The organism is Aquirufa antheringensis (assembly GCF_004307425.1).
Classification (GTDB): domain Bacteria; phylum Bacteroidota; class Bacteroidia; order Cytophagales; family Spirosomataceae; genus Aquirufa; species Aquirufa antheringensis.
In genome coordinates this window covers 201,352-224,849 of the sequence record NZ_SEWZ01000003.1, presented here as the reverse complement: position 1 = coordinate 224,849, position 23,498 = coordinate 201,352, and the positions used below count along the sequence as shown (strand labels likewise).

The window sequence follows — 23,498 nt, the reverse complement described above, 5'->3', positions numbered from 1 at the left end:
TTATTTTAAAGCGGCATACAGGATCTCCGCGGCATGCTTCGCATGCCGCTTAGTTCCATCATGAATTTGATGGCGACAACTGGTTCCAGATGCCACAATATCTACCTCTTCCGGCTGAGCACGCACGGTAGGAAATAAAACTAATTCCCCTATCTGCATCGATAAATCGTAATGTTCTTTCTCATAACCGAAAGATCCGGCCATTCCACAACATCCTGAAGGAATTAATTGCACCTCGAAGTTCTCTGGCAAGGATAGTGCTTTCTTAGCTGCTACAAGGGATGAAATCGCCTTTTGTTGACAATGCCCATGCAATTTCATCAGCTTCTTATCTGAGTTAAATGCCGCAGATGTGATCCGTTTGGCATCCGCCTCTCTTGCAATAAATTCTTCGAGCAATAAGGTATTTTTGGCTAAATCCTGCGCCTTCACTACCCATTCATCCGACACTAAATCCGGATATTCATCACGGAAGGTCAATATGGCAGATGGTTCAATACCTACCAAAGGCGTATTTTCTGAGATCAACGATGACCATAAGCGCACATTTTGCATGGCTAGTACACGCGCCTCGTCCAGCATACCTTTGGACAAGTAGGCTCTGCCTGAAATCGGATGTGGAATCGTCTTAACTTCATAACCTAAACGCTCTAACAACAAAACGGCCGTGCGACCTATTTCAGCATCATTGAAATTCGTGAACTCATCGACAAACAGGTAAACCGATTTTGATTGAACTGGGCTAGTACGCGCCTTTAACCAAGACCACAAAGTCTGCTTTGCCATGAGAGGCATCGTGCGATCCGGGTGGAAACCTACTAGGGCGTTAGAAATACGTCGAATCGCCGGCGTCCCCATCACCACATTATACAAGAAAGGAACATAAGAGGCTATGTTAGATAGCTTCGCAAAGTTGCCCACTAACCAAGAACGCAAAGGAAGCCCCTTTTCTTTTTGGTACTGGTACAAGAACTCCATCTTTAATTTCGCCACGTCCACATTCGATGGACACTCAGCCTTGCAACCTTTGCAGGCCAAACATAGGTCCATCACTTCCTTTATCTCCTCGTGAGCAAAGCGATTAGGCTGTTCTGAGCGTGTTAAAAACTCGCGAAGAATATTTGCGCGGGCACGTGTCGTTTCTTTTTCATTTCTGGTCGCCATAAAAGATGGACACATCGTCCCCCCTGAAATAGGCGTTTTGCGACAGTCTCCAGATCCATTACATTGCTCCGCATGCTGCAAAACATCTTGATCCTTGAAACGGAAAGCGGTTTTAAATTCAGGAGTTTGCTGACCGGCTTCGTAACGCAAAAACGTATCCATCGGAGGTGTATCTACGATCTTATTGGGATTAAATATTCCTTTCGGATCCCACCAAGACTTCAATTCCCGCATCAATTGGTAATTCTCCTCTCCTACCATCCAAGGGATAAACTCTCCTCTCAGACGTCCATCGCCGTGTTCCCCAGAAAGAGAACCCTTAAATTTCTTCACAAGTCGAGCGATCTCCTCTGCAATATGGCGGAATTGCTGATGCCCTTCTTTGGTTTTTAAATTAATAATGGGGCGCAAGTGCAACTCCCCTGATCCCGCATGTGCATAGTGCACACAATACAGGTTATTCGCTTGTAAAATCTCGTTGAATTCAGCAATAAAGGCCGGCAAATCATTCACATCTACCGCTGTATCTTCGATTACGGCTACCGCTTTTTCGTCGCCCGGCAAATTAGAGAGTAGACCTAAACCTGCTTTTCTCAAATCCCAAACCTTCTTCACATCCCCACCTGTCACAAACGGAAAATGATAGCCCAAACCCGCTTTTCGCATCGCTGCCTCGCAGGCTTGCGCTTGTGAGGCTAAATCTTCGGCTGAATCAGAACGCAATTCCACGACCAGAATGGCTCCGGGATCGCCCTCCACGAAGAAGCGGTTTTGGCGTTGTTCTGGATTCGCTTTCGTACACTCTAAAATATAATGATCCATCAACTCGGAGGCAGATGGATTGAATTGCAAGGCAATTAAATTTGCACGTAAAGCTTCATCGATGGTATTAAAGTGACCACAAACTAAGCCTAAATGTGCGGGAGGCAAGACATCGACATGCAACTTAATGCGTGTGGCAAAGCAAAGCGTACCTTCAGAGCCCGCCAAAAGCGAACAGAAATTAAATGGTGCATCTGTCTGCTCAAAAGCATTCGTATGCAACAACATATCCACGGCATAACCTGTATTACGACGATCAATGCTTGGTTTTGGAAACTCCTCCGTGATATTTTTCTGATGCTTCGGATCAGATAAGGCAGCTAGGGTCTTCTCATAAATACCATGCAAACGAGAACCTGGCGTAAGTGTTTTTATCGTCTCAAAGGGATCTTCCGACTTAAAGTGAACAGGTGTACCATCAGACAAATAGCCTTCCACCTCTAATATGTGGTCTCTGGTGGAACCATAGACGACAGAATTTGAGCCACAGGAATTATTCCCTACCATTCCACCTATCATGGCACGATTAGCCGTAGAAGTTTCTGGACCAAAAAACAAACCCTGTTTCTTCAGCTCCACATTCAAGACATCCCGCACTACCCCAGGTTCTACCCACACATAGGATTCGGCCGCATTTACTTCTAAAATACGGTTAAAAAACTTCGACACATCGACCACTAAGGCCTTTCCCACCACTTGGCCTGCTAAGGAGGTTCCGGCTGTACGTGGAATCAAAGGAATAGCGTGCTTATCCGCAAAGCGAATAATTTTCTCTATATCTCCCTGAGTCTCCGGAATCGCCACCCCTAAAGGCATCTCGCGATAAGCTGACGCATCCGTCGCATACAAAGTCTTCATCACGGTATCCGTATGAAGCGTTCCTTGTAAGGTGCTACCTAGAGAAGAGAGAATTGAGTCGGTGATTTGGGTTGCCATGGTTTATTTCTTAAGTTGCAATTTACACAAAGCACTGATTAGTAGCAATTGAGCCACTATATAAGTACCCATTACCACGACGGAAATCCCAGGAAAAGAATAATAAAACTTTCCAAAAGCCAAAACGCTATCAGAAACCACAAACAAAAAGGCCCCTAAGACAATCGTTTGGTTTCGCATACGTACCGCAAAGTACATCATGGAACCTAACGCAAACGCGTACAAGGTCACCGGAATCTTCATTCCACCGGCTAAATAAGGATTTAAAAAGGCTAAAAACGAGAACACATAAATAAGTATGCCAGCTAAAGGCTTTCGCGCATGGGCCGGCACCCAAGTCTCATCTGAGGCTTCTTTAGCGAATAAGCGAATATAGCTTAACTGCATAATTAAAAAAGAACCTAAACCAAGCTGAAAATACAGCGGGCTATCCGGAAGCATCAAAAACACATCGCCTAACAGAGCGAAAAAGGCCGTAAAAAAGAGAGCAGGCTTCGGATTTACTTGTGCGATATGACCCATTAATAAGATCATCAGCAGGGGCTTGGTGACCAGACGTACCTCGGGGTGAGAGGCAAAAAGCAAGGGAGATAGTAACTCAACGATTGCATCAAGCCAGAACAATTTCAAAAACATATTTTTCATCATCAACGATTTTAGGTGGCAAAAAAAAATCACTCAACACAAATGGTCAAGTGATTTTTCCCGTTCAGATCGGTTGTGGATCAAGATCCACAAGCCTCACAAGCATCTGGATTATCCAAAGAGCATGTCATATCTGCTTTATTTTGATCTACGCTATTATCAAAACTAGCGGCCGCCGCTTTCGCTGCTGCTTCTGAGTACACTAATTCCGTCTCGTTCACTAAATTAGTTTGCTCAATAGCTGGTTCTGCTTGCTTCTCCACAGTGAACTTGATCGCATCCGTTGCAGCTTTCGTACGTAGGTAATACATACCTGTTTTCAAGCCTAACTTCCAAGCATGGAAGTGCATCGAAGTTAATTTACCGAAGTTCACATCTTGGATGTGGATATTTAAACTTTGCGATTGGCAAATATACGCTCCACGATCAGCTGCCATCTCTAAAATGGTCTTTTGCTTAATCTCCCAAACCGTCTTGTATAACTCTTTCAAGTTTTGAGGAATTTCTGGAATGTTTTGAACTGACCCGTTTGCTATGATCAACTTATTCTTCATGGAATCGTTCCATAAGTTCAATTTGATCAAGTCTTTCAATAAGTGCTTGTTCACGATCGCAAATTCACCTGACAATACACGACGCGCATAAATGTTCGATGTATAAGGCTCGAAACATTCGTTGTTTCCTAAAATCTGGCTAGTAGAAGCCGTAGGCATCGGAGCCACTAAAAGGGAATTACGCACACCGTGCTCTACTACTTTCGAACGTAAATCTTCCCAATCCCAGTTTCCTGAAGATGGAGTTACATTCCACATATCAAATTGGAATACTCCTTTCGAGATAGGTGAACCCTCCCAAGTAGAATACGGACCTTCTACTTTCGCTAATTCCATCGATGTTTCCATCGCTGCGAAATAGATAGTTTCGAAGATATCTTTATTTAATTGTTGCGCTTCAGCTGATTCAAATGGCATACGTAACAAAATGAATACGTCTGCTAAACCTTGAACACCTAAACCAATCGGACGGTGACGCATATTAGAGTTCTCCGCCTCTTTTACTGGGTAGTAGTTCACATCGATGATCTTGTTCAAATTGCGTGTTGCAATCTTCGTCACATCGTATAATTTCTTGTGATCAAAACGTAAAACACCGTTTTCGTCAGCGTTCACATATTTAGGTAGTGCTAAAGAAGCTAAGTTACAAACCGCTACTTCATCTTTCGCTGTATACTCTATGATCTCTGTACATAAGTTCGAAGACTTAATAGTACCTAAGTTCTTTTGGTTTGACTTGTTGTTCGCATGGTCTTTAAACAACATGTAGGGCGTCCCTGTCTCTGTTTGAGATTCTAATACCTTAAACCATAATTCTTGTGCTTTTACAACTGTACGAGCTTTACCAGCTAATTCGTATTTCTCGTACAAGGCTTCGAATTCAGCTCCGTGTGTATCCGCTAAACCTGGACACTCGTGAGGGCAGAATAGAGACCACTCTTCGTTATTCTCTACACGCTTCATGAATAAATCGGGAATCCAAAGGGCGTAGAACAAATCACGCGCACGCATTTCTTCTTTACCATGATTCTTCTTCAATTCTAGGAATTCAAACACGTCTGCGTGCCATGGCTCTAAGTAAATAGCGAAGCTTCCTTTGCGTTTTCCACCCCCTTGATCCACATAACGAGCTGTATCGTTAAATACGCGTAACATTGGGATAATACCATTTGAAGTACCATTCGTACCCTTGATATAAGAGCCTGTTGCACGGATGTTATGGATGCTTAATCCAATACCTCCTGCAGACTGTGATATCTTAGCTGTTTGCTTCAATGTATCATAGATTCCTTCGATCGAATCATCCTGCATAGTAAGCAAGAAACAAGACGATAATTGAGGCTTAGGAGTACCCGCATTAAAGAGGGTCGGAGTTGCGTGAGTGAACCAACGCTCAGATAGTAAATTATAGGTCTCAATCGCCGCTGCAATATCAGCTCCGTGGATACCTACCGCCACACGCATCAACATATGTTGAGGGCGTTCTGCGATCTGACCGTCCAGTTTTAATAGATAGGATTTCTCTAAGGTTTTGAAACCGAAATAATCGTAGCCAAAGTCGCGATCATAGATAATTGCTTCATCTAATTCAACGGCATTGTTTTTAATGATATCATATACCTCTTTCGAAAGGAGGGCAGCATTCAAACCCGTCTTAGGATCTACATACGTATACAAGCGCTTCATCGTAGCCGAAAAGGACTTCAATGTGTTCTTGTGTAAGTTAGAAACCGCGATACGAGCCGCTAGGACTGCATAATCTGGATGTTTTGTCGTCAAAGAGGCAGCCGTTTCAGCCGCTAAATTATCTAACTCAGTGGTTTTAACGCCATCAAACAAACCAGTGATCACTTTTCTGGCAACCTCTAAAGGCTGAACAAAAAATGGATCTAAGCTGTAACTCAGCTTTTCTATTCTGGCGGTGATTTTGTCAAACTTTACTGATTCGCGACGACCGTCTCTTTTTACTACGTACATGTGTATCTATCTATTATATTTTAAAACTTTCAGAACTAGTATATAAAAAACTGCCAGTTAAAATTAAGGCAAAAGATCTCCCGTGTTAAGAGAAGTTTTTTCTTAGCTTTATGCCTCTTTTTGTGCTAACAAATTGAGTGCGTGGCGGTTTTGTTTTTATGCTTTCCTAAACCAAAAATTGAAGCATCTTTGGCTGATTGTGCTCTTGGTAAAATTAGAAAAAAAGCAGCCGTCTTGCAAACTATTTTTAGCCCAAAAAAATATAAAAAAAGGACGTATTTGAAATACCACATGCAAACCCCCGCCTCTCAATTCATTAGCGGGATTGCTTCTTAGAAAAGTACTAAAAAAATATTTTGTAAAATTTTATCTCGCAAAAAAGGCGATGGAAATCTCTAAAATTTTGTTAAGGTAAATACTTGGAAAATAGAATTCATTTTGTAATTTTGCATCCCTTATTGTAAGGTCCAAATATCCCCTTTGGAAAACAAATGTAAACAAGACGGCAGGGAATCGTCTATTATCCATTATCATGAAAAAAGATATCCACCCAGAATACAAAGAAGTTGTATTTCACGATCTATCAGCTGATTACAAGTTTTTAACTCGTTCATGTGTTGCCACTACGGAAACCACAGAATTCGAAGGAGCTACGTACCCAGTATACAAATTAGAGGTTTCATCTCAATCTCACCCATTCTATACAGGTAAGAACGTATTGTTAGATACAACAGGACGTGTGGACAAATTCAACAAGCGTTACGCGAAGTAATTTTCCCAGCGCCCATACGAAAAGCCTTCTTCCATTTTTGGGGGAAGGCTTTTTTTATCCTAGATTTGTCCTATGCAGCTCAAGGTCTATTTATTCGAAGATGTAGCCTTAAAACAGGCGCTCCAGCCACTCACACAACACCGTTCGGTCGCTGAATTGTGGGTGGGCACTAGTAGCCTAGAAAGCAAATGGCCTACACGTGTTTCAAACACTGATCAAGCGGAAATTGAGGTGCTTAGCGCTGTGCTTCCTTTGGCATCCACTTTTGCCCTTTTAGACCGATTGCCGCAGGATAGTTGCTATGTGTCAGCAGGTCGTATTTTGGCCAAAAAAGGAAAAGGCACCCTACCCATAGAACAACCGCTCCCTTTCCTACAGCATCCAGAAGAATTACTCACGTACCAAGCCGATTTTTTACGAGCAGAAATAAATGGGAATAACCCCGCTCCCGGAAACAACACCTTTATCTCAGCGGAGCACATCTATATTCATCCGACTGCTCAGGTGCAGGGAAGTATCTTAGATGCCAGCCATGGACCCATACACATAGGAGAAGGCGTAAACATACAAATAGGGACGCTTATTCAGGGCCCTGCGGCGCTTCTAAAAGGCGCAACGACGAATATGGGAGCAAAGATCCGCCCGAACACCACGATAGGCCCAGGCTGCAAAGTAGGTGGAGAAATTAACCATAGCATTTTCTTTCCCTTCAGCAATAAGGCACACGATGGGTATTTAGGTAATTCAATCGTGGGATCCTTCTCAAATCTAGGGGCTCTAACGAACGGCTCTAACCTGCGCAATGATATCCTACCGGTTTCTTTGTATGACTATTTGTTGAAAGCGCCGCGAAATACAGGAATTAAATCTGTAGGCCAAATCATCGGCGACTATGTCACCACCGGCGTAGGAACGAATCTGAACACCGGAACCGTTATCGGAAGTCATTGCAATCTTTCCAGCATCGGTTTTCCGCCGCGTTACATCCCGTCGTTTAGCTTTGGAGAGTATCCTGCGTTACGTGCTTTTGATTTCGAAAAAGCCTTTGCTTCTGCTTGTGCCTGGATCAAATTGAAAAATCAGGAAATCCCCGAAAATCTACGCCAAAGCATGGAAGAAATTTGGAAAGCGGACACATCTTTCCGAAATTAGTTCTTTCTTTTACAAAAGCCCTATTCATGCGATTTCAAGACATTCCAGGTCTTCAAAAAACCAAGAAAACTTTATCGCAAGCGGTGCAAAATCAACACATCGCCCATGCACAATTATTCGTTGGTCCTCCGGGAGGAGCTCAGCTCGCGATGGCGCATGCTTTTGTTACCTATTTATTCTGTACGAATCGAACAGACACCGATTCCTGTGGCGTTTGTCCCAGTTGCCAGAAATTGCAACGCGGCGTTCACCCCGATTTAGTGTACGTCTACCCCACCGTCATCACGAAAAAAATCAAAGAGGCCGAATCGGATGCTTACTTGCCCGATTGGCGGAAATTTATTCAAGAATCTTACTTTAGAACCTTGCCTGAATGGCTCGGCTATATGGGAGCAGAGGGGAATCGCCAAGGAAATATTCCGGTGGAGGAGACCCGGAAATTAGTCCAAAAAATTAGCTTAAAACCCTTTGAGGCGCCCTTTAAGGTGGTGATGCTTTGGAACCCAGAGACCCTAAATGCTTCAGCCGGAAATGCCTTATTGAAGACCTTGGAAGAACCCCCTAGTTCGACCTTGTTTATCTTAGTTTGCGCGGAACCGGACAAATTATTGACGACTATTATCTCTAGAACGCAGCGCCTCAGTGTGGGTGCCGTGGAGGTAGAAGATTTAGCCGATTATTTAGTCCAAAAAGCAGACATTGACGCCGAAAAAGCCCATCAAATTGCCGTGAATTGCGAGGGAAATATCTCCGAGGCTTTGGAGAAATCGAACTCTGACAACTTAAGTACCACAACCTGGTTTGCGGAGTGGATGCGCGCCATTTATGCCCGAAATCTATCCAAATTAGTGCAATTAGCGGACCAATTCGACGGTTTAGCCAAGGAAAACCAGAAAGGCATCTTAAGTTATAGCCTCCATATTTTCAGACAATGTTTGTACCAAATTTCGGATGCGAGCAGCCTGATCAAGTCATTAGAAAAAGAAAAAGCCTTTGTGGATAATTTCTCCAAGACCTTGAGTACGGATAAGATTGCGGCGATGACGGAGAAAATATCCGAAGTGCACTACCATTTAGAACGCAATGCGCGGGCTAAGATGGTGCATCTCGATCTATCCCTTTATTTATTACGCGTTTTCCACGCGAAAAACTCCTAATATGAAAACGATTCGCATTGGTACTCGAAATTCGGCTTTGGCGCTTTGGCAGGCACACCATGTGGGTGCCTTACTCGCTACGCAGGGATTGGGCTATGAAATCGTGGCAATAACGACGAAAGGGGATCAGATTTTGGATCGTTCCTTGTCTAAAATCGGATCAAAGGGAGTATTTACAGAAGAATTAGAGGCGATGCTTTGTGCGGGTGAAATCGATATCGCACAGCATTCCGCGAAGGATTTGCCTTCGCATCTACCAGTAGAACTGGAGTTAATCGCCTTCACGGAGCGCGAGGCGGCCCAGGATGTCGTTTTAAGCCTAGATCCAGCAAAAACCTTAGCCTCAAGCGAACCTTTGCGCATCGGCACTTCTTCCACGCGCAGACGCGCCTTCTTGAGCCATTTCTACCCACAGCATACCGCAGTAGAAATGCGGGGCAATCTGCAGACGCGTTTGGAGAAATTAAAAAACGGGGATTGCGATGCGATGCTTTTGGCATACGCTGGAGTCCATCGAATGGAAATGGAATCGTATATCACACAACACCTGAGCTTAGATCAATTTGTCCCGGCAGTGGGGCAAGGGTCGGTGGCGATTCAATGTGCCGTGTCATTAGACGCTAGCATTAAAGCTCTCGTACGTAAAGCTTGCAACCACCCCGCAACAGAGGCTGCCTTATTAGCTGAAAGGCATTTATTAGCGCATTTAGAAGGCGGTTGTAGCGTACCCGTGTATGGGCACGCACAGCTGGTGGGAGATAAACTAAGTTTGCATGCGGGCGTACTTAGCCTCGATGGAATCGAAAATATTTTCCATTCCGCAGCAGGAATAGATCCTACTTTACTAGGAAAAGAAGTCGCAATGGAGTTAATCCATTTAGGAGCTCATCAATTATTACGAAAAATCAGACAGCAATTAGGGTCATGAAAAAACGCCTATTAATCACAGGTTCTAATGGTTTATTAGGCCAAAAACTCGTCGAACTTCTACGCAAACAAGCGAATGTCGATTTAATCGCTACCGCTCGTGGAGTTAATCGTTTGCCTGTTACCGATGGCTATACCTATGCGTCCCTAGACATTACCGATCAAGAGGAAGTAAACGCCGTTTTCGATCAATTCAAGCCAGAAATAGTGATTCACACGGCTGCCATGACGAATGTCGACACCTGCGAAACGGATCAGGAAGGTTGTGATTTATTAAACGTAGATGCGGTGGCTTTTATCATTCAGGCCTGCGAAAAGCATAACAGTTATTTATGCCATCTATCGACTGACTTTATTTTTGACGGTGCAGATGGACCCTATACGGAAGAGGGCATCGCAAACCCCATCTCCTATTATGGCGAAAGTAAGTTGAAAGCAGAGCAATTATTATTTGATTCTACCATTCGCTGGAGCATTGCGCGTACCGTTTTAGTGTATGGCATTGTGCCGGACATGAGCCGTTCTAATATTGTGCTTTGGGTGAAAAAATCTCTCGAAGAAGGAAAAACAATCCAAGTCGTGACAGATCAGTTCCGTACGCCTACCCTAGCGGAAGATTTAGCAATAGGCTGCTGGTTACTAGCAAAAGACGAAGTGGAAGGCATTTTTAACATCTCCGGATCTGATTTCTTAACTCCCTATGAAATGGCAGTGATGACGGCAGATTATTATGGTTTGGACAAATCCTTATTGCAAAAAGCCGATTCTTCCACCTTCCAACAAACGGCAAAAAGACCAGCTCGCACAGGCTTTGTGCTCGATAAAGCAAAAAAAGTCCTAGGTTATGCACCTAGAACTTTTCAAGAAGGTATCACCTTAATGGCGCAGCAAGTAGCTGATTTAGTCTAAAGCTTCAGGATCTTCCATCATTTCATCTGCCATCGGATTTACCACGGGCAGATCTAAAAGAAGAGGTGCCTCCTTTATCTTTCCAAAATCTTTATTTTCATCTAATAAGGTCGCCCAAAGCAAGTCTTTCAATTCTTGAATTCCTTCCTGAGTCACCGAAGAAATCAATAAAACCGGGATATCTTTAGGCAAACTTTCGCGCATTTCCTCTTCCATTTCCGGAATCGAAAGGTCCATCTTAGAGACCACGATCACGCGACGTTTTCCTAATAATTCTGGATTGTATTTCTCTAATTCGCCTGTCAAAATTCGGTATTCTTCACCCCAATTCTCCGCGTCCGATGGTATCAAAAAACATAAAATCGAGTTACGCTCAATATGTCGTAAGAATCTCAATCCCAAACCCTTACCTTCAGAAGCCCCCTCAATAATACCAGGAATATCAGCCACCACAAAGGACTTTTCGTCCCGGTATTCGACTACCCCTAATTGAGGAACTAACGTGGTGAAAGGATAGTCTGCAATTTCAGGAGTGGCAGCAGAAAGAACGGATAAAAGCGTTGACTTTCCCGCATTTGGGAAACCCACTAAACCTACATCCGCTAATACTTTCAATTCCATCACTACCCACACATCTAAACCCGCTTCACCCGGCTGGGCATGGCGTGGGGATTGATTAGTGGATGACTTAAAATTGTGATTACCTAGACCTCCACGACCACCAGGAAGGACTAAAATCTTTTGGCCTTCTTCGGTTACTTCCGCAATAAACTCGTTCGTTTCCGCATTTTTCACGATGGTTCCTAAAGGCACTTGGATGAAAACATCTTCTCCCTCTGCACCGGAACGACGTCCACCTTCGCCACCGTTTCCACTATCAGCAATAATATGCTTCTGGTATTTTAAGTGAATCAAGGTCCAAAGTTGCGTACTTCCTACTAGGTATATATGACCTCCACGACCGCCATCACCTCCATCTGGTCCCCCTTTAGGCACGTGTTTTTCCCTCCGAAAATGGGATGAACCGCTTCCTCCTCGGCCGGAACGTAAATTGATTTTGACGTAGTCAATGAAGTTAGATGTCATTCTATTGTATTAATTAAGCTTCGATAATGGCGATGATTTGAGAGAAAATCTCCTCAATTTCGCCAATACCATTAATTCCTGAGAATTTGTTTTGTGCAGCGTAATAACCAGCCACTGGAGCTGTTTTTTCGCCGTATTCTTGTACGCGTTTGCGTATTAATTCTTCGTTCTGATCATCTGGACGTCCAGAAGTCTTACCGCGCTCTAACAAGCGTTGTGTTAATTCTTCTTCGCTCACCTCTAAGGCAATCATGTGATTAATCGCCAGTTGATGACCCGCTAATAAGTTATCCAAAGCTTGAGCTTGCGCCTCCGTTCTAGGAAAACCATCAAAAATAAAACCCGCTGCCTCCTTATTCTCGTTCAATTTATTCTCGATCATTCCGATCACAACTGCATCCGGCACCAAGATTCCCTGATCCATTAATTTCTTTGCTTCCAAGCCTAAAGTCGTACCTGCAGAAATTTCAGCACGTAGTAAATCACCTGTAGACAAATGGATTAAACCGTATTTCGCAATTAATTTTGCGGACTGAGTGCCTTTGCCTGCCCCTGGAGGCCCAAATAAAACAAGATTAAGCATATAAATGTGGGTTAATTATTTCGAACCACAAAGGTAATCAAATCAGAGGCAAAAGCAGGGATTTTCTGCTATATTTGGCATAAAAAAGAGAAATGCTTTCAACCCAATTTGAAGAAATAATACAGAAAAGACGTTCCAATAGACGCTTTGACCCCTCCGTAAAAGTGGACGACGCCATCATTGAACGCAGCTTACAACGTTCCATTTTATCCCCTAATAGTAGCAATATGCAGCTTTGGGAGTTCTATTGGATCAAAAGTGAAGAAGAAAAGAAAGCATTCCATCAGCTTTGTCTAGGACAATCTGCCGCTAAAGACACCGCCCACTTGGTCGTATTTGTGACACGTCAGGATCTTTGGAAACAAAGAGCGGCTTGGAACTTAAAATTAGTGCAAGATTCCATCGAAGGAGAGCCCACGAAGATGCAAAAGAGAGGCCTAGAGTATTATGGCAAGCTTATTCCGCTTTTATACCGCAACGATATCTTGGGTATTTCTACGTTCATTCGTTGGAACATCTGTTTCTGGATGGGATTAAGAAAACCGATGATGCGTTTTGGAGGAAAAGCTGATCAACGCGTGATGGTCCACAAATCTTGTGCTTTAGCCGCGCAAACCTTTATGTTATCAATCGCCGCTGAAGGTTTCGAATCTTGTCCAATGGAAGGATTTGACGCACAGCGTGTGAAGAAACACTTACATCTCCCTGCTGGAGCAGAAATCAACATGATCATTTCGGTGGGTAAGGGAACAGAAGAAGGCGTGTGGGGACCTCGCTTCAGAGTTCCTTACGAGGAAGTGGTACACGTGCGTTAATTGCAGTCAACGTCTACAATAATTTGAACACCTTTAAAAGCAGGCTTCGTGCTAAGGGTATCTAACTCTTCGCGGAGCTGCTTTTTGAAGGCGGCTAACGCCACACCTTTCTCTAGCTTGATCAGAATCTCCATGGCATATTGATTCCGAATGCGTTCAATCAAGGGCTTTTCTGGTCCTAGGACGCGTCCATTGCCAAATTTGGCCTTCAACAATTGACCTAAATCCTTTGCCGCGGTTTCCACATTGCGCGCTTCGAAATGGCGCATCACTAACTTAATTAAGCGCGTAAATGGGGGATAATGGTAGCCTTCCCGCTCGATCATCTCGTCTGCATACAATTGCTCGTAATTTCCCTCCTGAATATAGGTAAACAGGCGATGCGTGGGTTGATTCGTTTGAATGTACACTTGTCCCTGCACTTCACGGCGGCCAGCACGACCAGCCACTTGGGTGATTAATTGAAATCCACGTTCATGGGCCCTAAAGTCTGGAAAGTTGATAATCTTATCTGCATCGAAGATAGCGACTAAGGATAGTCCGTCGAAATCGAGGCCTTTAGCCACCATTTGCGTTCCCACTAAAACGTCTACCTGACCTTTCTGGATTTCGGTGATCAAACTTGTGAAGGCAGTCTTCGAACGCGTCGTGTCTAAATCCATCCGGGCTACGCGCGCATCCGGAAGGTGTAATTGCAATTCTTCTTCGAGTTTTTCCGTTCCGTAGCCCATCGTTTTCAACTGGGCTGAACCGCAAGCTCCACAACGATGAAGCAAGGATTCATGGTGACCACAATAATGGCAACGCAACTCTTGTTCTCGGGCGTGGTAAGTTAACGAGACATCACATTGATGGCAGGTCGCAATCCAATCGCAGTCCTGGCATTGGAGATAAGGGGAATAGCCGCGGCGGTTTTGGAACAATAAACTCTGTTTTCCTTGCTTTAAATTCTCCGCCAACACTTCAATCAAATCCACCGAAAATCCGCCTTTCATCTGCTTCATCCGGTTTGCATATTTCGTATCAATCAAATGCATCGCAGGCAATTGTGCTGCCCCAAAACGCTCTTTCAAGACTACTAGACCGTACTTATCTTGTTTGGCCTGATAATAGGTCTCCATCGATGGTGTCGCAGAGCCGAGCAAAACTTTTGCCTTTTGCTGGTGCGCTAAGACGATCGCCACATCCCGCGCATGGTAGCGAGGAGCCGGATCCGCTTGCTTAAAGGAAGTTTCGTGTTCCTCATCGATAATGATCAGCCCTAAATTCTTAAACGGTAAGAATACGGAGGAACGAACTCCTACCACGAACGGATATTTTCCTTCCACGATGGATTTCCATACTTCCACTCGCTCGTTATCTGAGAATTTGGAATGATAAATACCTACTTGCTCTCCAAAAATCCGCTTCAATCGAACGACTATTTGGGTTGTTAACGCAATCTCAGGAAGCAAATACAAGACTTGATCTCCATTCGCCAAGGCTTCTTGAATCAGTTTGATGTAAATCTCGGTCTTTCCCGAACCTGTGATTCCGTGAAGCAATACGACATCTTTCTCTTGAAATTGACTCAAAATAGACTGGTAGGCCTTTTCTTGTGGAGCGTTCAAGGTAAAGCTTGAAGGCACAAAATTTTCATCCGCTTCATCGAAGCGTGAAACAACGACATCGAAAATTTCAAAGACCTGATTCTTGACTAAGGTCTGCAATGAACTCTCTGATAATCCGGCTTGACTAAAACTGTTTTTAGCGAGGCCTTTTTGATTCATTTCTGGGCTTCTGAGCACTGGAATATATTGCAGATAATGCAATAATATCGCCATCTGCTTCGGTTTCTCCTCTAGCGATTGGATTAGATCCGTCAATACTAATTTATCCTCAAAAGCAGAGGCAAGCCGCACCTTGCGCTGCACTTTAGGGGTGTAGCGGTCTTTTAGCTCATCAAAAATAATCACCGCATCCTTGCCCACTAAGGCTTTAATGAGGTGATAAGGGCTTTTGACTTCGGCAAATTTGGCCAGCTCATCATAGCTCATAGCACCTTTATCGCGGATCTCGACATACAGAGCTAACTCTTTTTCTGTCAACGTTTCAGGGCTCGAAAATTCTGGATTCGCTTGTACCTTTGATTGGCTTGAAATCTTCAAACCCGCCGGTAAAGCGACTTGAAATACTTCCCCCGGATAGCACATATAATAATCTGCTACCCATTGAAAAAGAGCGATTTGAGAAGAGGTCACCAGGGGAGCATCGTCTAAAATCTCCAATACATATTTAGCTTGGTATTGCTTGGGTGGATTGTGATGAACCGTGACAATAACACCCGTCAAGACTTTCTTCGTCCCAAAAGGCACCACCACCCGCAATCCAGCTTGGACAAAACCTGCCCATTCCCGAGGCACCCGGTACGTAAAATACCGAGGGATAGGAAGCGGAAGCAAGGCATCCACAAAAACCGTTCTCTCTTCCCCTATTTCCATCGCAAAGTCTGAATCAGGTGAATCGCATCTTGCTTCAGATATCGAATAACGGGAGCCAATGAATCATTTTTCGTCGCCGTGTTTAAATAGACTGCGCCACGTAAAAAATGCGTCGTACTATCCGTGGCAAAAAACTGAAAAGGAGTAGCCACTTCACCCTCTAATTCGATGACGGTAGCTTTACGACCATCACGTGTGGTCAAAATCGCATCCTCAATGCGGTTCGCCTTCATCTGGTGTTTAGAGGCTAAAACATAGGAATCTCGGATCATCTTATCCAATCGTTTCCGATCACCTTCCACCGATTTATACGTTAACTGGATAAATGCATCCCAACGTGGATAATAGATATACATCCAATGGGGTTCGGCCAACGCAAACGTATCTTTTTTGATTACTGCTTGCTTCGATAATTCAAAGCTGAACGGATGCCCTTTTTCCAAAGATTGGTATTGATGGGATGGAATCTCCATCGCAGGAAATCCTCTAGGGCGCGGCATAGCCGTATTCTCTTCCTCTGAGGCCGTTCCACAGGAAAACAAGGTCAAGATAAAACCTAGGAGAAAAAGACGCATATTCGCTTATTTTAAACCGTAATACGCTAAGATAGGATTTTGTATGGATTCAAACACTTTTTCCCGTAAAACAGGTAAATCTTCCATCGTCAACCCCTTCGTATCAAAGGGTGGATGCATCTCCACATGCAAGGTACCCGGACGCATCATTAGGGTATTCTCGTCCATGATTTGGTGGTTATTATGAAAGCTCATGGGAACAATAGGCACCTGCTGCTGAATGGCCATGATAAAGGCACCATCCTTCAAGGGATTCGCCATGTAGGGGAATTGCTTCGAAATGATTCCTCCTTCCGGAAAGATGATAATACTTCTGCCAGACTGAAGTGCGCGAATCGAACGACTTAATGAACTCGCACGACTATTCTTATCACCTCTATCCACCAGGATATTCAATCGAGCATAGAGGTAGCCAAATAGCGGAATCTTCTTCATCGCATTCTTTCCCACAAAGGAGAAATAATGGCGAATAATCACTACCACCACCGCAATGTCGACATACGAAAAGTGATTCGCACAAAACACATAGGTCTGCTTGGGATCTGGTTTAAAGTGATGCGTCACTTTAATGCGAATTCCGGCAAAAAGAAAAAAGAGTTGCCCCCACAGCCCGACAAGCCGATGAGCAACTCTTTTCCAAGATCGTCTTTGTAAAAAGACAAAGATTAATGGATATAATAACAAAAAGATCAGTACAAAAACCAATCCTGCCCAAAAAGTGTATAGCCCTTTTAAAAGAGATGAAAGCAAAGAACTTTTGTTTTTCATAATCTAAACGAGCGCCCTAAAAATAGGAATTACTCTACTACACCTAATTGAACTGTATTTGTTTTCTTGTCTTGATTCGCTGGAACAGATAATGTCGTCACGAAGATATCTCCTTTAGACAACAAGTTATCTTGCTTTAATTTGTCCACCATCGCTGCTACTGTTTTCTCTGCGTTACCCGTACCTGGATCGTAGAAGAACACACGCGCTCCCCACAATAAGCCCATCGTAGACATCAATTCTTTGTTCGATGTGAACACGAATAAATCTGCCTTAGGACGGTGAGCGGATAAACGGAACGCTGTATAACCCGAATTCGTGATACACAAAATCGCTTTTGCTTTCGAGTCACGCGCTAAACGACATGCACCTGCGATTAAACGATCTTGTAAACCTACATTTTCAGAGGTAGATGCACTTAACGAGTGATTCTTAAAGTAAATCGCCGCTTCATTTCCTTGTACAATTTCAATTTCATTCTGTTGTTGTTCCACCACTTCGTGGATGTGCGCCATTGTTTCTACGGCTTTCACTGGGTAAGCTCCAGAAGCAGATTCACCACTCAACATCGTCGCCGAAGCACCTTGCAATACCGCATTAGCAACGTCAGAAGTTTCTGCACGTGTAGGAACAGGATTCGTGATCATTGACTCTAACATCTGAGTCGCTACGATAACAGGTTTACCTGCCGCCGTACACTTCTCTACCATTACTTTTTGTAAGTAAGGCACAACCGCACCGTCCATTTCCACACCTAAATCACCACGAGCTACCATAATGGCATCTGTTGCTGCGATAATCTCATCTAAATTATCAATCGCTTCCGGCTTTTCGATTTTCGCGATAACGCGTGTATTCTTACCGTATGCTTTAATTTTCTCTTTAATATCCCAAATATCGCTCGCCTTACGAACGAAAGATAACGCTACCCAATCCACGCCATGATCAAGGCCAAAATACAAATCAGCCTCATCCTTTGGTGTCAAACAAGGTAAAGAAACCTTCGTACCTGGAAGGTTAATTCCTTTTTTCGATTTTAATATACCGCCGTAGATCACCTCTGTCACTACCTCTTTCTTCACCTTATCTACCGTAAGCACCTTCACCTCTAGGTTACCATCATCCATCAAAATACGCTCACCTGGATTTACATCTAAGTACATAGACGTGTAGGTTGTTCCCACTTTTTCTGATGTACCTAATAGGTTTTCGTCCATTGCAAAGATTAATTGTTGGCCAGCTACTAAAGGCACACCATTGTTCTCCACTAGTTGCGTACGAATTTTAGGACCTTGCAAATCCTGAAGGATTGTTAGGTTTAGACCCATCTCCTCAGAGATAGAACGAATTGTTTTTAACCGCTCTAAATGATCCTCATGTGTTCCATGAGAAAAGTTTAAACGGAAAACGTTAACGCCTGCCTGAGCTAATTGGATTAATGCTTCTCTTGATTCTGATGTGGGACCTACTGTGGCTACAATTTTTGTCTTGCGTTGATACGACATAATATGGATTAGATTCTATTAACATTGCAAGTTACATCTATTACACAAAAAAAACCACCAAAAGGTGGTTTAAATTGTATTAAAATAAGATTATGGGGTTTAATTCTCCCACATTTCAGCCTCTTTATCTTGCAGCTGTTGCTCTAATTTTTGCGATTTCTTTAAGGCCTCTTTTTCATTAGGGAATTGATCAAAAATATCTTTATTCGCCGCATTTCCTTTCTTGATAATGCGAGCACTGAAAAAGCGTAAATCAAAAGCATCAGCCATGTTTCTGTGTTGCATTTCATTGGTAGAATTAAACCAAATACAGTTCGGGTTATTCTTAAAGAACTTATATACGTCTTTAAAACGGAATGAAGCAACAGCATCTTCTAAACCCGCATCCGAAGCAGAAGCTGGAATTTTTAGCGTGATCGCTTGAATATCGAAATACAAACGAGAGCGTTTACGATCAATGATCGCATCTTCTTTAATTTCAAGAATGGACAATTGCTTCGGAATATAGTATTCAACTCCTGCGACAATAGGTCCTTTATCAAAATCATCGACAGCTGGCTTCTCGGCGTTAGATGTCTCGGTCTTTTTCGTTCCCCAACCATCATCTGCACCACCAGTGGCAGGTGCTGACGCTGGTTTTGCATCACCGCCAAAACCGGCCGCAATTTCCTCTGCTGTCAATCCTCCATTTTCTAACTTACCTTTCAGCTTCAAGCGATCCAAAAACTGCTCCAGACTTAATTTCGTATTTAGAGAGTCATTTGAATAGGGGGTTAATACCCCGGCCTTCACTCCATCAATTAGAAATTTAGAGATTTGGTTATTCTCCGCAAAGAAGGGCTGGTTAATCTTCTCATTCAAATCCATTCTACGCCAAATTTGCGCACGGTATTGAATATCTGCCTCATCGATTGGATGCGCAGAATTAGGGTTCGGATTAAGTGATGTTTCTTGTGCCCAAGCACCGAATGACATCAGACAAAATACGACAAATAAAATAGGCTTCAACTTCATAAATCAATCCGATTAATTCAATGGAATAACTTTAACGAATGAGAATGGTATCGTCTCCACACTTCCTTTGAAATTCTTACGTTGTACTCCTTTTACTTCAATGCGATAGCGATCACCCGCTTGCGCTTGACCTGCTAAAGAAGAAATAGATCCTCCACCTGGCAACGTGATAGATGCCACACGCTTCGTTCCACGGGCTAGTGCCACTTCAATTTCAGAAACACGGTAATTCGCATCTTCTGGATTCGTCGCAGCAAATGACTCATCCGCAATCGCCTTTGCATTCACAAAACGCAGACTGGCAGAATTCTCCCCACTCTTATCATTCAACTCCGCACCGCTACTTCCCACGATCTTAATATCTGGTCTAGGGACACGACGCACACGGAAAGTCTCCTTACCTAATAAGGTCCCCGCATTATTCACATTCAAGGTTACCGAAGCTGCGGTAGGAACAATGGTCACTTTACCCTTATTAGCACCAGCAATTGCTTCTCCACCTTCAGCCGTAAAGCTTGGGTTCCAAAGCGCTCCTAAACCCGCACTCGCCACACTTAAACGGTTAGCGCAGCCTAAATAAAGCGCTGGCAACGTTCCCGTTTCGATGTTGTAAGTAGGTTTTAAAACAAAGTATTCTTTCGTAATTGATTCTGTCTTAGGACCCGCTGGGCTCATGTAAGAAACAGATGCCGTATAGGTCTTCTTCGCTAAACCATTCGCATCATATCCACCACCTGAAGTCTTGAATTTGATTTGACCACGACCATCCACTACTTGTAGCGGAGAACCGTTATAGCTCATGCGCGGGGTAAAACCACTGGAAGTCGCTGCGATAAATACCTCCGCTTGGTATTCCATCCCGGCTACTACCGTATTGGCATTCGCAGAAACTTGGGCAAATACTTTGTCAAACTTAATTTCTTTCGCTCCTACTTTAGCCGCTAATTGATTGAGAACTTCCGCCTCATAGCGGCGAATTTCTGATTGCTTTTGAGATAAGGTGGCTAAAGCCGCAGCCACAGGTGTATGCTCAAAATTAAATTCCGCGAAATCCTTGTTCGCTTGATTCGGATCTTTCTGAGCAGAAGGAATATCTTTCGCTTCCAATGCCAAAGAGGCAAACTTTGTTCCAGGATCAGCAGATGCCATCAATTGCTTCACATAGCTATCGAACATCGGAATTAATTTGTAAGCTTCGCCTTGTTTAGCGCCACCTACCATAATTTCATAAATCTTTTCCTCTTCTTTCGGATTCTTAATATTACCCGTTTCAGGATCAATACCTCCAGCCGCTTCTAGCACTTGACCTTTCACATTCTCGATATGTCCTACTAAAGCATCCGTTAAACGACGTACTTCATTGGCTTTCTTTAATACATCTGCATAGGCAGCCGGATTAGGAAGGTCTTTAATCCGTTCCTCGATTCCTTGCACCATACCTTTACTTTTGTTCAGGGATGATTGATTTGCCATTTCCAAACTACTATTCAAAAGGGCAAATTTCTGTAATAAGGCATCACTAACCTGCAACGCGAGCAAGGCCGTTAATACCAAATACATCATCCCGATCATTTTCTGCCGGGGGGTCTCTTTTAAACTTGCCATAATTAGCCTTTCATAGCTGTTAACATACTACCATATACTTGGTTCAAGGATTGAATATTCGCGTTTAATTTCGCTAATTCTGCCTTGAATAATTCTGCATCTTTTTGAGTTGCAGCAATGTGCTCTACGCTCGCATTCACGTTACCGTAGAATCCGTTGATCGCTTTCATGTGCTTGCTGGCTTCTTGAATTTCCGCCTCGTACACTGCTTTTAATTTTTCCAAAGATTCTCCAGCCTTCGCATAATTCTGTGTATACTTAGCTGCTTCAGTAGAAGAAGCTGAAATGGTCGCTAAAGATTGAGATGCTTCAGAAACCGACTTGTTCAAGCCACCTAATGATTCTGCTGAAGTCGTTAATGATTTAACAAAATCCTGTGTCGCACCTGTCGCTTTAGAAATTTCAGACAAGCTGTTCGCTGTGTCCGTTAAAGATTTCAAGCTCTTCGTTAAATGAGCCACCGCCTCTGCATCTAAGCCAGGAACATCACCCGTGTGACGTGCCGCAGCGGGACGAGGAGCTTCACCCATCAATTCAGGATATACTTTTTCCCAGTCGTAATGCTTTTCCTCTTTTGATTTCAAATAAAGAACACCAAACAAAATAAAGATAGCGGCCTCCGTAAACATCCCCACCATCAACATCTCATTCGCACCAGTCCAGTGCAAAATTTTAAAAAGTGCTCCTACAATAACGATAGCGGCACCAAAACTGGCAATTACATTAATCGACTTTTCCATTTTGTTAATTCTTAATAGTAGATTTCGGTTTAATTATCTGGATGCTGGGCGTCCTAAGTAACGCATTACACATCTAAATCCTACGTAGGATCTTTTGTTTTTCTCAAATTCAAAGGTACGTGTACCCGTCTCTAAATAGTAGCCAATATCCTTCCAAGAACCACCACGCACTACTTTACGTGGATTATTCGCATCTCGGTTAATGGAGTTCAAATCCCAAGTAACTGCTGACGCATTTTCTTCAAATGCATCTTCGCACCACTCCGCCACATTACCGGCCATATTGTACAAGCCATAATCATTCGGACTGTAAGCATTTGCTGGAGCCGTGTATTCGTAACCATCCGCATCGTAATTACCCCGATGTGGCTTGAAATTTGCTAGCAAACAGCCTTTCGCATTCGATAAATAAGGATTTCCCCAAGGGTATTTCGCTGAGGCGCGTCCACCACGCGCTGCCCACTCCCACTCTGACTCAGTAGGTAAAGTGAAACGAGGTAAATTAGCCAAACCTTGTGTTTTACGATAGCTATTCATCAATTTAGAACGCCAATCACAGAAATACTTCGCTGCAGACCAATTAACACCCACTACTGGATACATGTCAAAAGCAGGACTAGAAAAATAATTCTCCGTCATCGGATCCCCATACGTAAAGTCACGCGTCTGATAACCTGGCATTTTTAAATCTTCTGCCCAACGCGTCGTATCAGGGTAATAATCTGACATAATTTTCGTCTCACCTAAAACAGACAAAGAGTCACGCAAGATAGACTCCACGAACTGACGGTATTCATAGTTTGTAATCTCCGTATCATCCATGAAAAAAGCTGAAACGGTCACTCTACGTGGAAAATTGATAGCTGAACGCGAGGGATCCTCATCGCCTTGACCCATTAAATAACTACCTGAAGGCACTAAGACCATTCCAAATGGCGTGGGTTGAGACCAACCCTTGCGATTAACCGCGACGATTTCACCATTGAAAACACCTGGATCTTCGGTTGCAGGCTTAAAGAATAAACCTTTTAAACCCTTCGACTTCGTTGACTTAGAAGAACTTAACGTCTTCCCACCTGTATTGCTTTTAGAACCGCAGCTAGCTAAAAGACTGGTTATTAAAACCAGGGATAAAAGCCAGACTACTTTCTTATTCAGATTATGAAAATTCATATACCTTTTTAAATTTCTGTTTTTCTAAACGTTATGGCCCTCTAAAAATTGCCGATAATCAAAAATAATCCCCTCACAGAATTAACAAATTCCTCAAATTTAAAGGAATATTCTAACATTCGGATAGGTTTCAAAATAA

Annotated in this window: 19 protein-coding genes; 6 read left to right on the top strand and 13 right to left on the bottom strand. The window is 43.4% G+C overall.

Features of this window, described 5'->3' with window-relative positions; genetic code table 11:
- From EWU21_RS06785 to EWU21_RS06775, 3 genes are all read right to left on the bottom strand, one after another.
- The gene (locus EWU21_RS06785; RefSeq protein WP_130896062.1) at positions 1-2,922 is read right to left on the bottom strand and encodes an FAD-binding and (Fe-S)-binding domain-containing protein; all 2,922 of its coding nucleotides are present in this window, start codon (positions 2,920-2,922) and stop codon (positions 1-3) included.
- A 3-nt stretch (positions 2,923-2,925) separates the two neighbouring features.
- The gene (locus EWU21_RS06780; RefSeq protein ID WP_161566486.1) at positions 2,926-3,567 is read right to left on the bottom strand and encodes a lysoplasmalogenase; all 642 of its coding nucleotides are present in this window, start codon (positions 3,565-3,567) and stop codon (positions 2,926-2,928) included.
- Positions 3,568-3,647: 80 nt separating this feature from the next.
- Positions 3,648-6,098 carry a ribonucleoside-diphosphate reductase subunit alpha gene (locus EWU21_RS06775; RefSeq protein WP_130896060.1) on the bottom strand — a complete coding sequence of 817 codons (2,451 nt, stop codon included), beginning with the start codon at positions 6,096-6,098 and terminating at the stop codon, positions 3,648-3,650.
- 532 nt (positions 6,099-6,630) lie between these two features.
- Between EWU21_RS06775 and EWU21_RS06770 the strand changes: the two genes are divergently transcribed.
- The 5 genes from EWU21_RS06770 (at position 6,631) to EWU21_RS06750 (ending at position 11,015) form a co-directional block, all read left to right on the top strand.
- Complete coding sequence (locus tag EWU21_RS06770) at positions 6,631-6,870, top strand: type B 50S ribosomal protein L31 (protein WP_130896059.1); 240 nt, start codon at positions 6,631-6,633, stop codon at positions 6,868-6,870.
- 72 nt (positions 6,871-6,942) lie between these two features.
- The gene (locus EWU21_RS06765; protein ID WP_130896058.1) at positions 6,943-8,022 is read left to right on the top strand and encodes a hypothetical protein; all 1,080 of its coding nucleotides are present in this window, start codon (positions 6,943-6,945) and stop codon (positions 8,020-8,022) included.
- A 26-nt stretch (positions 8,023-8,048) separates the two neighbouring features.
- On the top strand, positions 8,049-9,179 hold the full coding sequence (gene holB / locus EWU21_RS06760) for a DNA polymerase III subunit delta' (protein WP_130896057.1): 1,131 nt from the start codon (positions 8,049-8,051) through the stop codon (positions 9,177-9,179).
- 1 nt (position 9,180) lies between these two features.
- Positions 9,181-10,107: a hydroxymethylbilane synthase gene (gene hemC / locus EWU21_RS06755; RefSeq protein WP_130896056.1), complete on the top strand. Its 927-nt coding sequence runs from the start codon at positions 9,181-9,183 to the stop codon at positions 10,105-10,107.
- A complete protein-coding gene (locus tag EWU21_RS06750) occupies positions 10,104-11,015 on the top strand; it encodes an SDR family oxidoreductase (protein ID WP_130896055.1) in 912 nt (303 codons plus the stop codon). Before hemC ends, EWU21_RS06750 begins: the two co-directional genes overlap by 4 nt.
- Here the strand turns inward: EWU21_RS06750 and obgE are convergent.
- Both obgE and EWU21_RS06740 read right to left on the bottom strand, forming a co-directional pair.
- On the bottom strand, positions 11,007-12,101 hold the full coding sequence (gene obgE / locus EWU21_RS06745) for a GTPase ObgE (RefSeq protein ID WP_130896054.1): 1,095 nt from the start codon (positions 12,099-12,101) through the stop codon (positions 11,007-11,009). The genes EWU21_RS06750 and obgE overlap by 9 nt on opposite strands.
- Positions 12,102-12,114: 13 nt before the next feature.
- Entirely contained in the window at positions 12,115-12,684 is a 570-nt protein-coding gene (locus tag EWU21_RS06740; RefSeq protein ID WP_130896053.1) for an adenylate kinase, read from the bottom strand.
- Positions 12,685-12,776: 92 nt separating this feature from the next.
- On the opposite strand from EWU21_RS06740, the gene EWU21_RS06735 reads away from it, so the two are divergent.
- On the top strand, positions 12,777-13,499 hold the full coding sequence (locus EWU21_RS06735; protein WP_130896052.1) for a nitroreductase family protein: 723 nt from the start codon (positions 12,777-12,779) through the stop codon (positions 13,497-13,499).
- Here the strand turns inward: EWU21_RS06735 and priA are convergent.
- The 8 genes from priA to porK form a co-directional block, all read right to left on the bottom strand.
- Entirely contained in the window at positions 13,496-15,979 is a 2,484-nt protein-coding gene (gene priA / locus EWU21_RS06730; RefSeq protein ID WP_130896051.1) for a replication restart helicase PriA, read from the bottom strand. The genes EWU21_RS06735 and priA overlap by 4 nt on opposite strands.
- A complete protein-coding gene (gene gldD / locus EWU21_RS06725; protein ID WP_130896050.1) occupies positions 15,970-16,554 on the bottom strand; it encodes a gliding motility lipoprotein GldD in 585 nt (194 codons plus the stop codon). The genes priA and gldD overlap by 10 nt, the downstream gene beginning before the upstream one ends.
- Positions 16,555-16,560: 6 nt before the next feature.
- On the bottom strand, positions 16,561-17,118 hold the full coding sequence (locus tag EWU21_RS06720; RefSeq protein WP_236633197.1) for a lysophospholipid acyltransferase family protein: 558 nt from the start codon (positions 17,116-17,118) through the stop codon (positions 16,561-16,563).
- 233 nt (positions 17,119-17,351) lie between these two features.
- Complete coding sequence (pyk, locus tag EWU21_RS06715; protein WP_130896048.1) at positions 17,352-18,827, bottom strand: pyruvate kinase; 1,476 nt, start codon at positions 18,825-18,827, stop codon at positions 17,352-17,354.
- A 99-nt stretch (positions 18,828-18,926) separates the two neighbouring features.
- Positions 18,927-19,841, bottom strand: a complete 915-nt coding sequence (locus tag EWU21_RS06710) for a gliding motility protein GldN (RefSeq protein WP_236633196.1) — start codon at positions 19,839-19,841, stop codon at positions 18,927-18,929.
- A 12-nt stretch (positions 19,842-19,853) separates the two neighbouring features.
- On the bottom strand, positions 19,854-21,446 hold the full coding sequence (gene porM, locus EWU21_RS06705) for a type IX secretion system motor protein PorM/GldM (RefSeq protein WP_130896047.1): 1,593 nt from the start codon (positions 21,444-21,446) through the stop codon (positions 19,854-19,856).
- 2 nt (positions 21,447-21,448) lie between these two features.
- A complete protein-coding gene (gene porL, locus EWU21_RS06700) occupies positions 21,449-22,186 on the bottom strand; it encodes a type IX secretion system motor protein PorL/GldL (protein WP_130896046.1) in 738 nt (245 codons plus the stop codon).
- Between the two features lie 33 nt (positions 22,187-22,219).
- Complete coding sequence (gene porK / locus EWU21_RS06695; protein WP_130896045.1) at positions 22,220-23,359, bottom strand: T9SS ring complex lipoprotein PorK/GldK; 1,140 nt, start codon at positions 23,357-23,359, stop codon at positions 22,220-22,222.
- Between the last annotated feature and the right edge of the window lie 139 nt (positions 23,360-23,498).

Excerpts from the sequence above, each read along its gene's own strand:
- holB (WP_130896057.1), top strand. The coding sequence starts at position 8,049 with ATGCGATTTCAAGACATTCCAGGTCTTCAAAAAACCAAGAAAACTTTA.
- EWU21_RS06775 (WP_130896060.1), bottom strand. The coding sequence starts at position 6,098 with ATGTACGTAGTAAAAAGAGACGGTCGTCGCGAATCAGTAAAGTTTGAC.
- obgE (WP_130896054.1), bottom strand. The coding sequence starts at position 12,101 with ATGACATCTAACTTCATTGACTACGTCAAAATCAATTTACGTTCCGGC.
- gldD (WP_130896050.1), bottom strand. The coding sequence starts at position 16,554 with ATGCGTCTTTTTCTCCTAGGTTTTATCTTGACCTTGTTTTCCTGTGGA.
- porK (WP_130896045.1), bottom strand. The coding sequence starts at position 23,359 with ATGAATTTTCATAATCTGAATAAGAAAGTAGTCTGGCTTTTATCCCTG.
- EWU21_RS06785 (WP_130896062.1), bottom strand. The coding sequence starts at position 2,922 with ATGGCAACCCAAATCACCGACTCAATTCTCTCTTCTCTAGGTAGCACC.
- EWU21_RS06780 (WP_161566486.1), bottom strand. The coding sequence starts at position 3,567 with ATGAAAAATATGTTTTTGAAATTGTTCTGGCTTGATGCAATCGTTGAG.
- porL (WP_130896046.1), bottom strand. The coding sequence starts at position 22,186 with ATGGAAAAGTCGATTAATGTAATTGCCAGTTTTGGTGCCGCTATCGTT.
- priA (WP_130896051.1), bottom strand. The coding sequence starts at position 15,979 with ATGGAAATAGGGGAAGAGAGAACGGTTTTTGTGGATGCCTTGCTTCCG.
- EWU21_RS06770 (WP_130896059.1), top strand. The coding sequence starts at position 6,631 with ATGAAAAAAGATATCCACCCAGAATACAAAGAAGTTGTATTTCACGAT.
- hemC (WP_130896056.1), top strand. The coding sequence starts at position 9,181 with ATGAAAACGATTCGCATTGGTACTCGAAATTCGGCTTTGGCGCTTTGG.
- EWU21_RS06765 (WP_130896058.1), top strand. The coding sequence starts at position 6,943 with ATGCAGCTCAAGGTCTATTTATTCGAAGATGTAGCCTTAAAACAGGCG.
- EWU21_RS06750 (WP_130896055.1), top strand. The coding sequence starts at position 10,104 with ATGAAAAAACGCCTATTAATCACAGGTTCTAATGGTTTATTAGGCCAA.
- EWU21_RS06735 (WP_130896052.1), top strand. The coding sequence starts at position 12,777 with ATGCTTTCAACCCAATTTGAAGAAATAATACAGAAAAGACGTTCCAAT.
- porM (WP_130896047.1), bottom strand. The coding sequence starts at position 21,446 with ATGGCAAGTTTAAAAGAGACCCCCCGGCAGAAAATGATCGGGATGATG.
- EWU21_RS06710 (WP_236633196.1), bottom strand. The coding sequence starts at position 19,841 with ATGAAGTTGAAGCCTATTTTATTTGTCGTATTTTGTCTGATGTCATTC.
- EWU21_RS06740 (WP_130896053.1), bottom strand. The coding sequence starts at position 12,684 with ATGCTTAATCTTGTTTTATTTGGGCCTCCAGGGGCAGGCAAAGGCACT.
- pyk (WP_130896048.1), bottom strand. The coding sequence starts at position 18,827 with ATGTCGTATCAACGCAAGACAAAAATTGTAGCCACAGTAGGTCCCACA.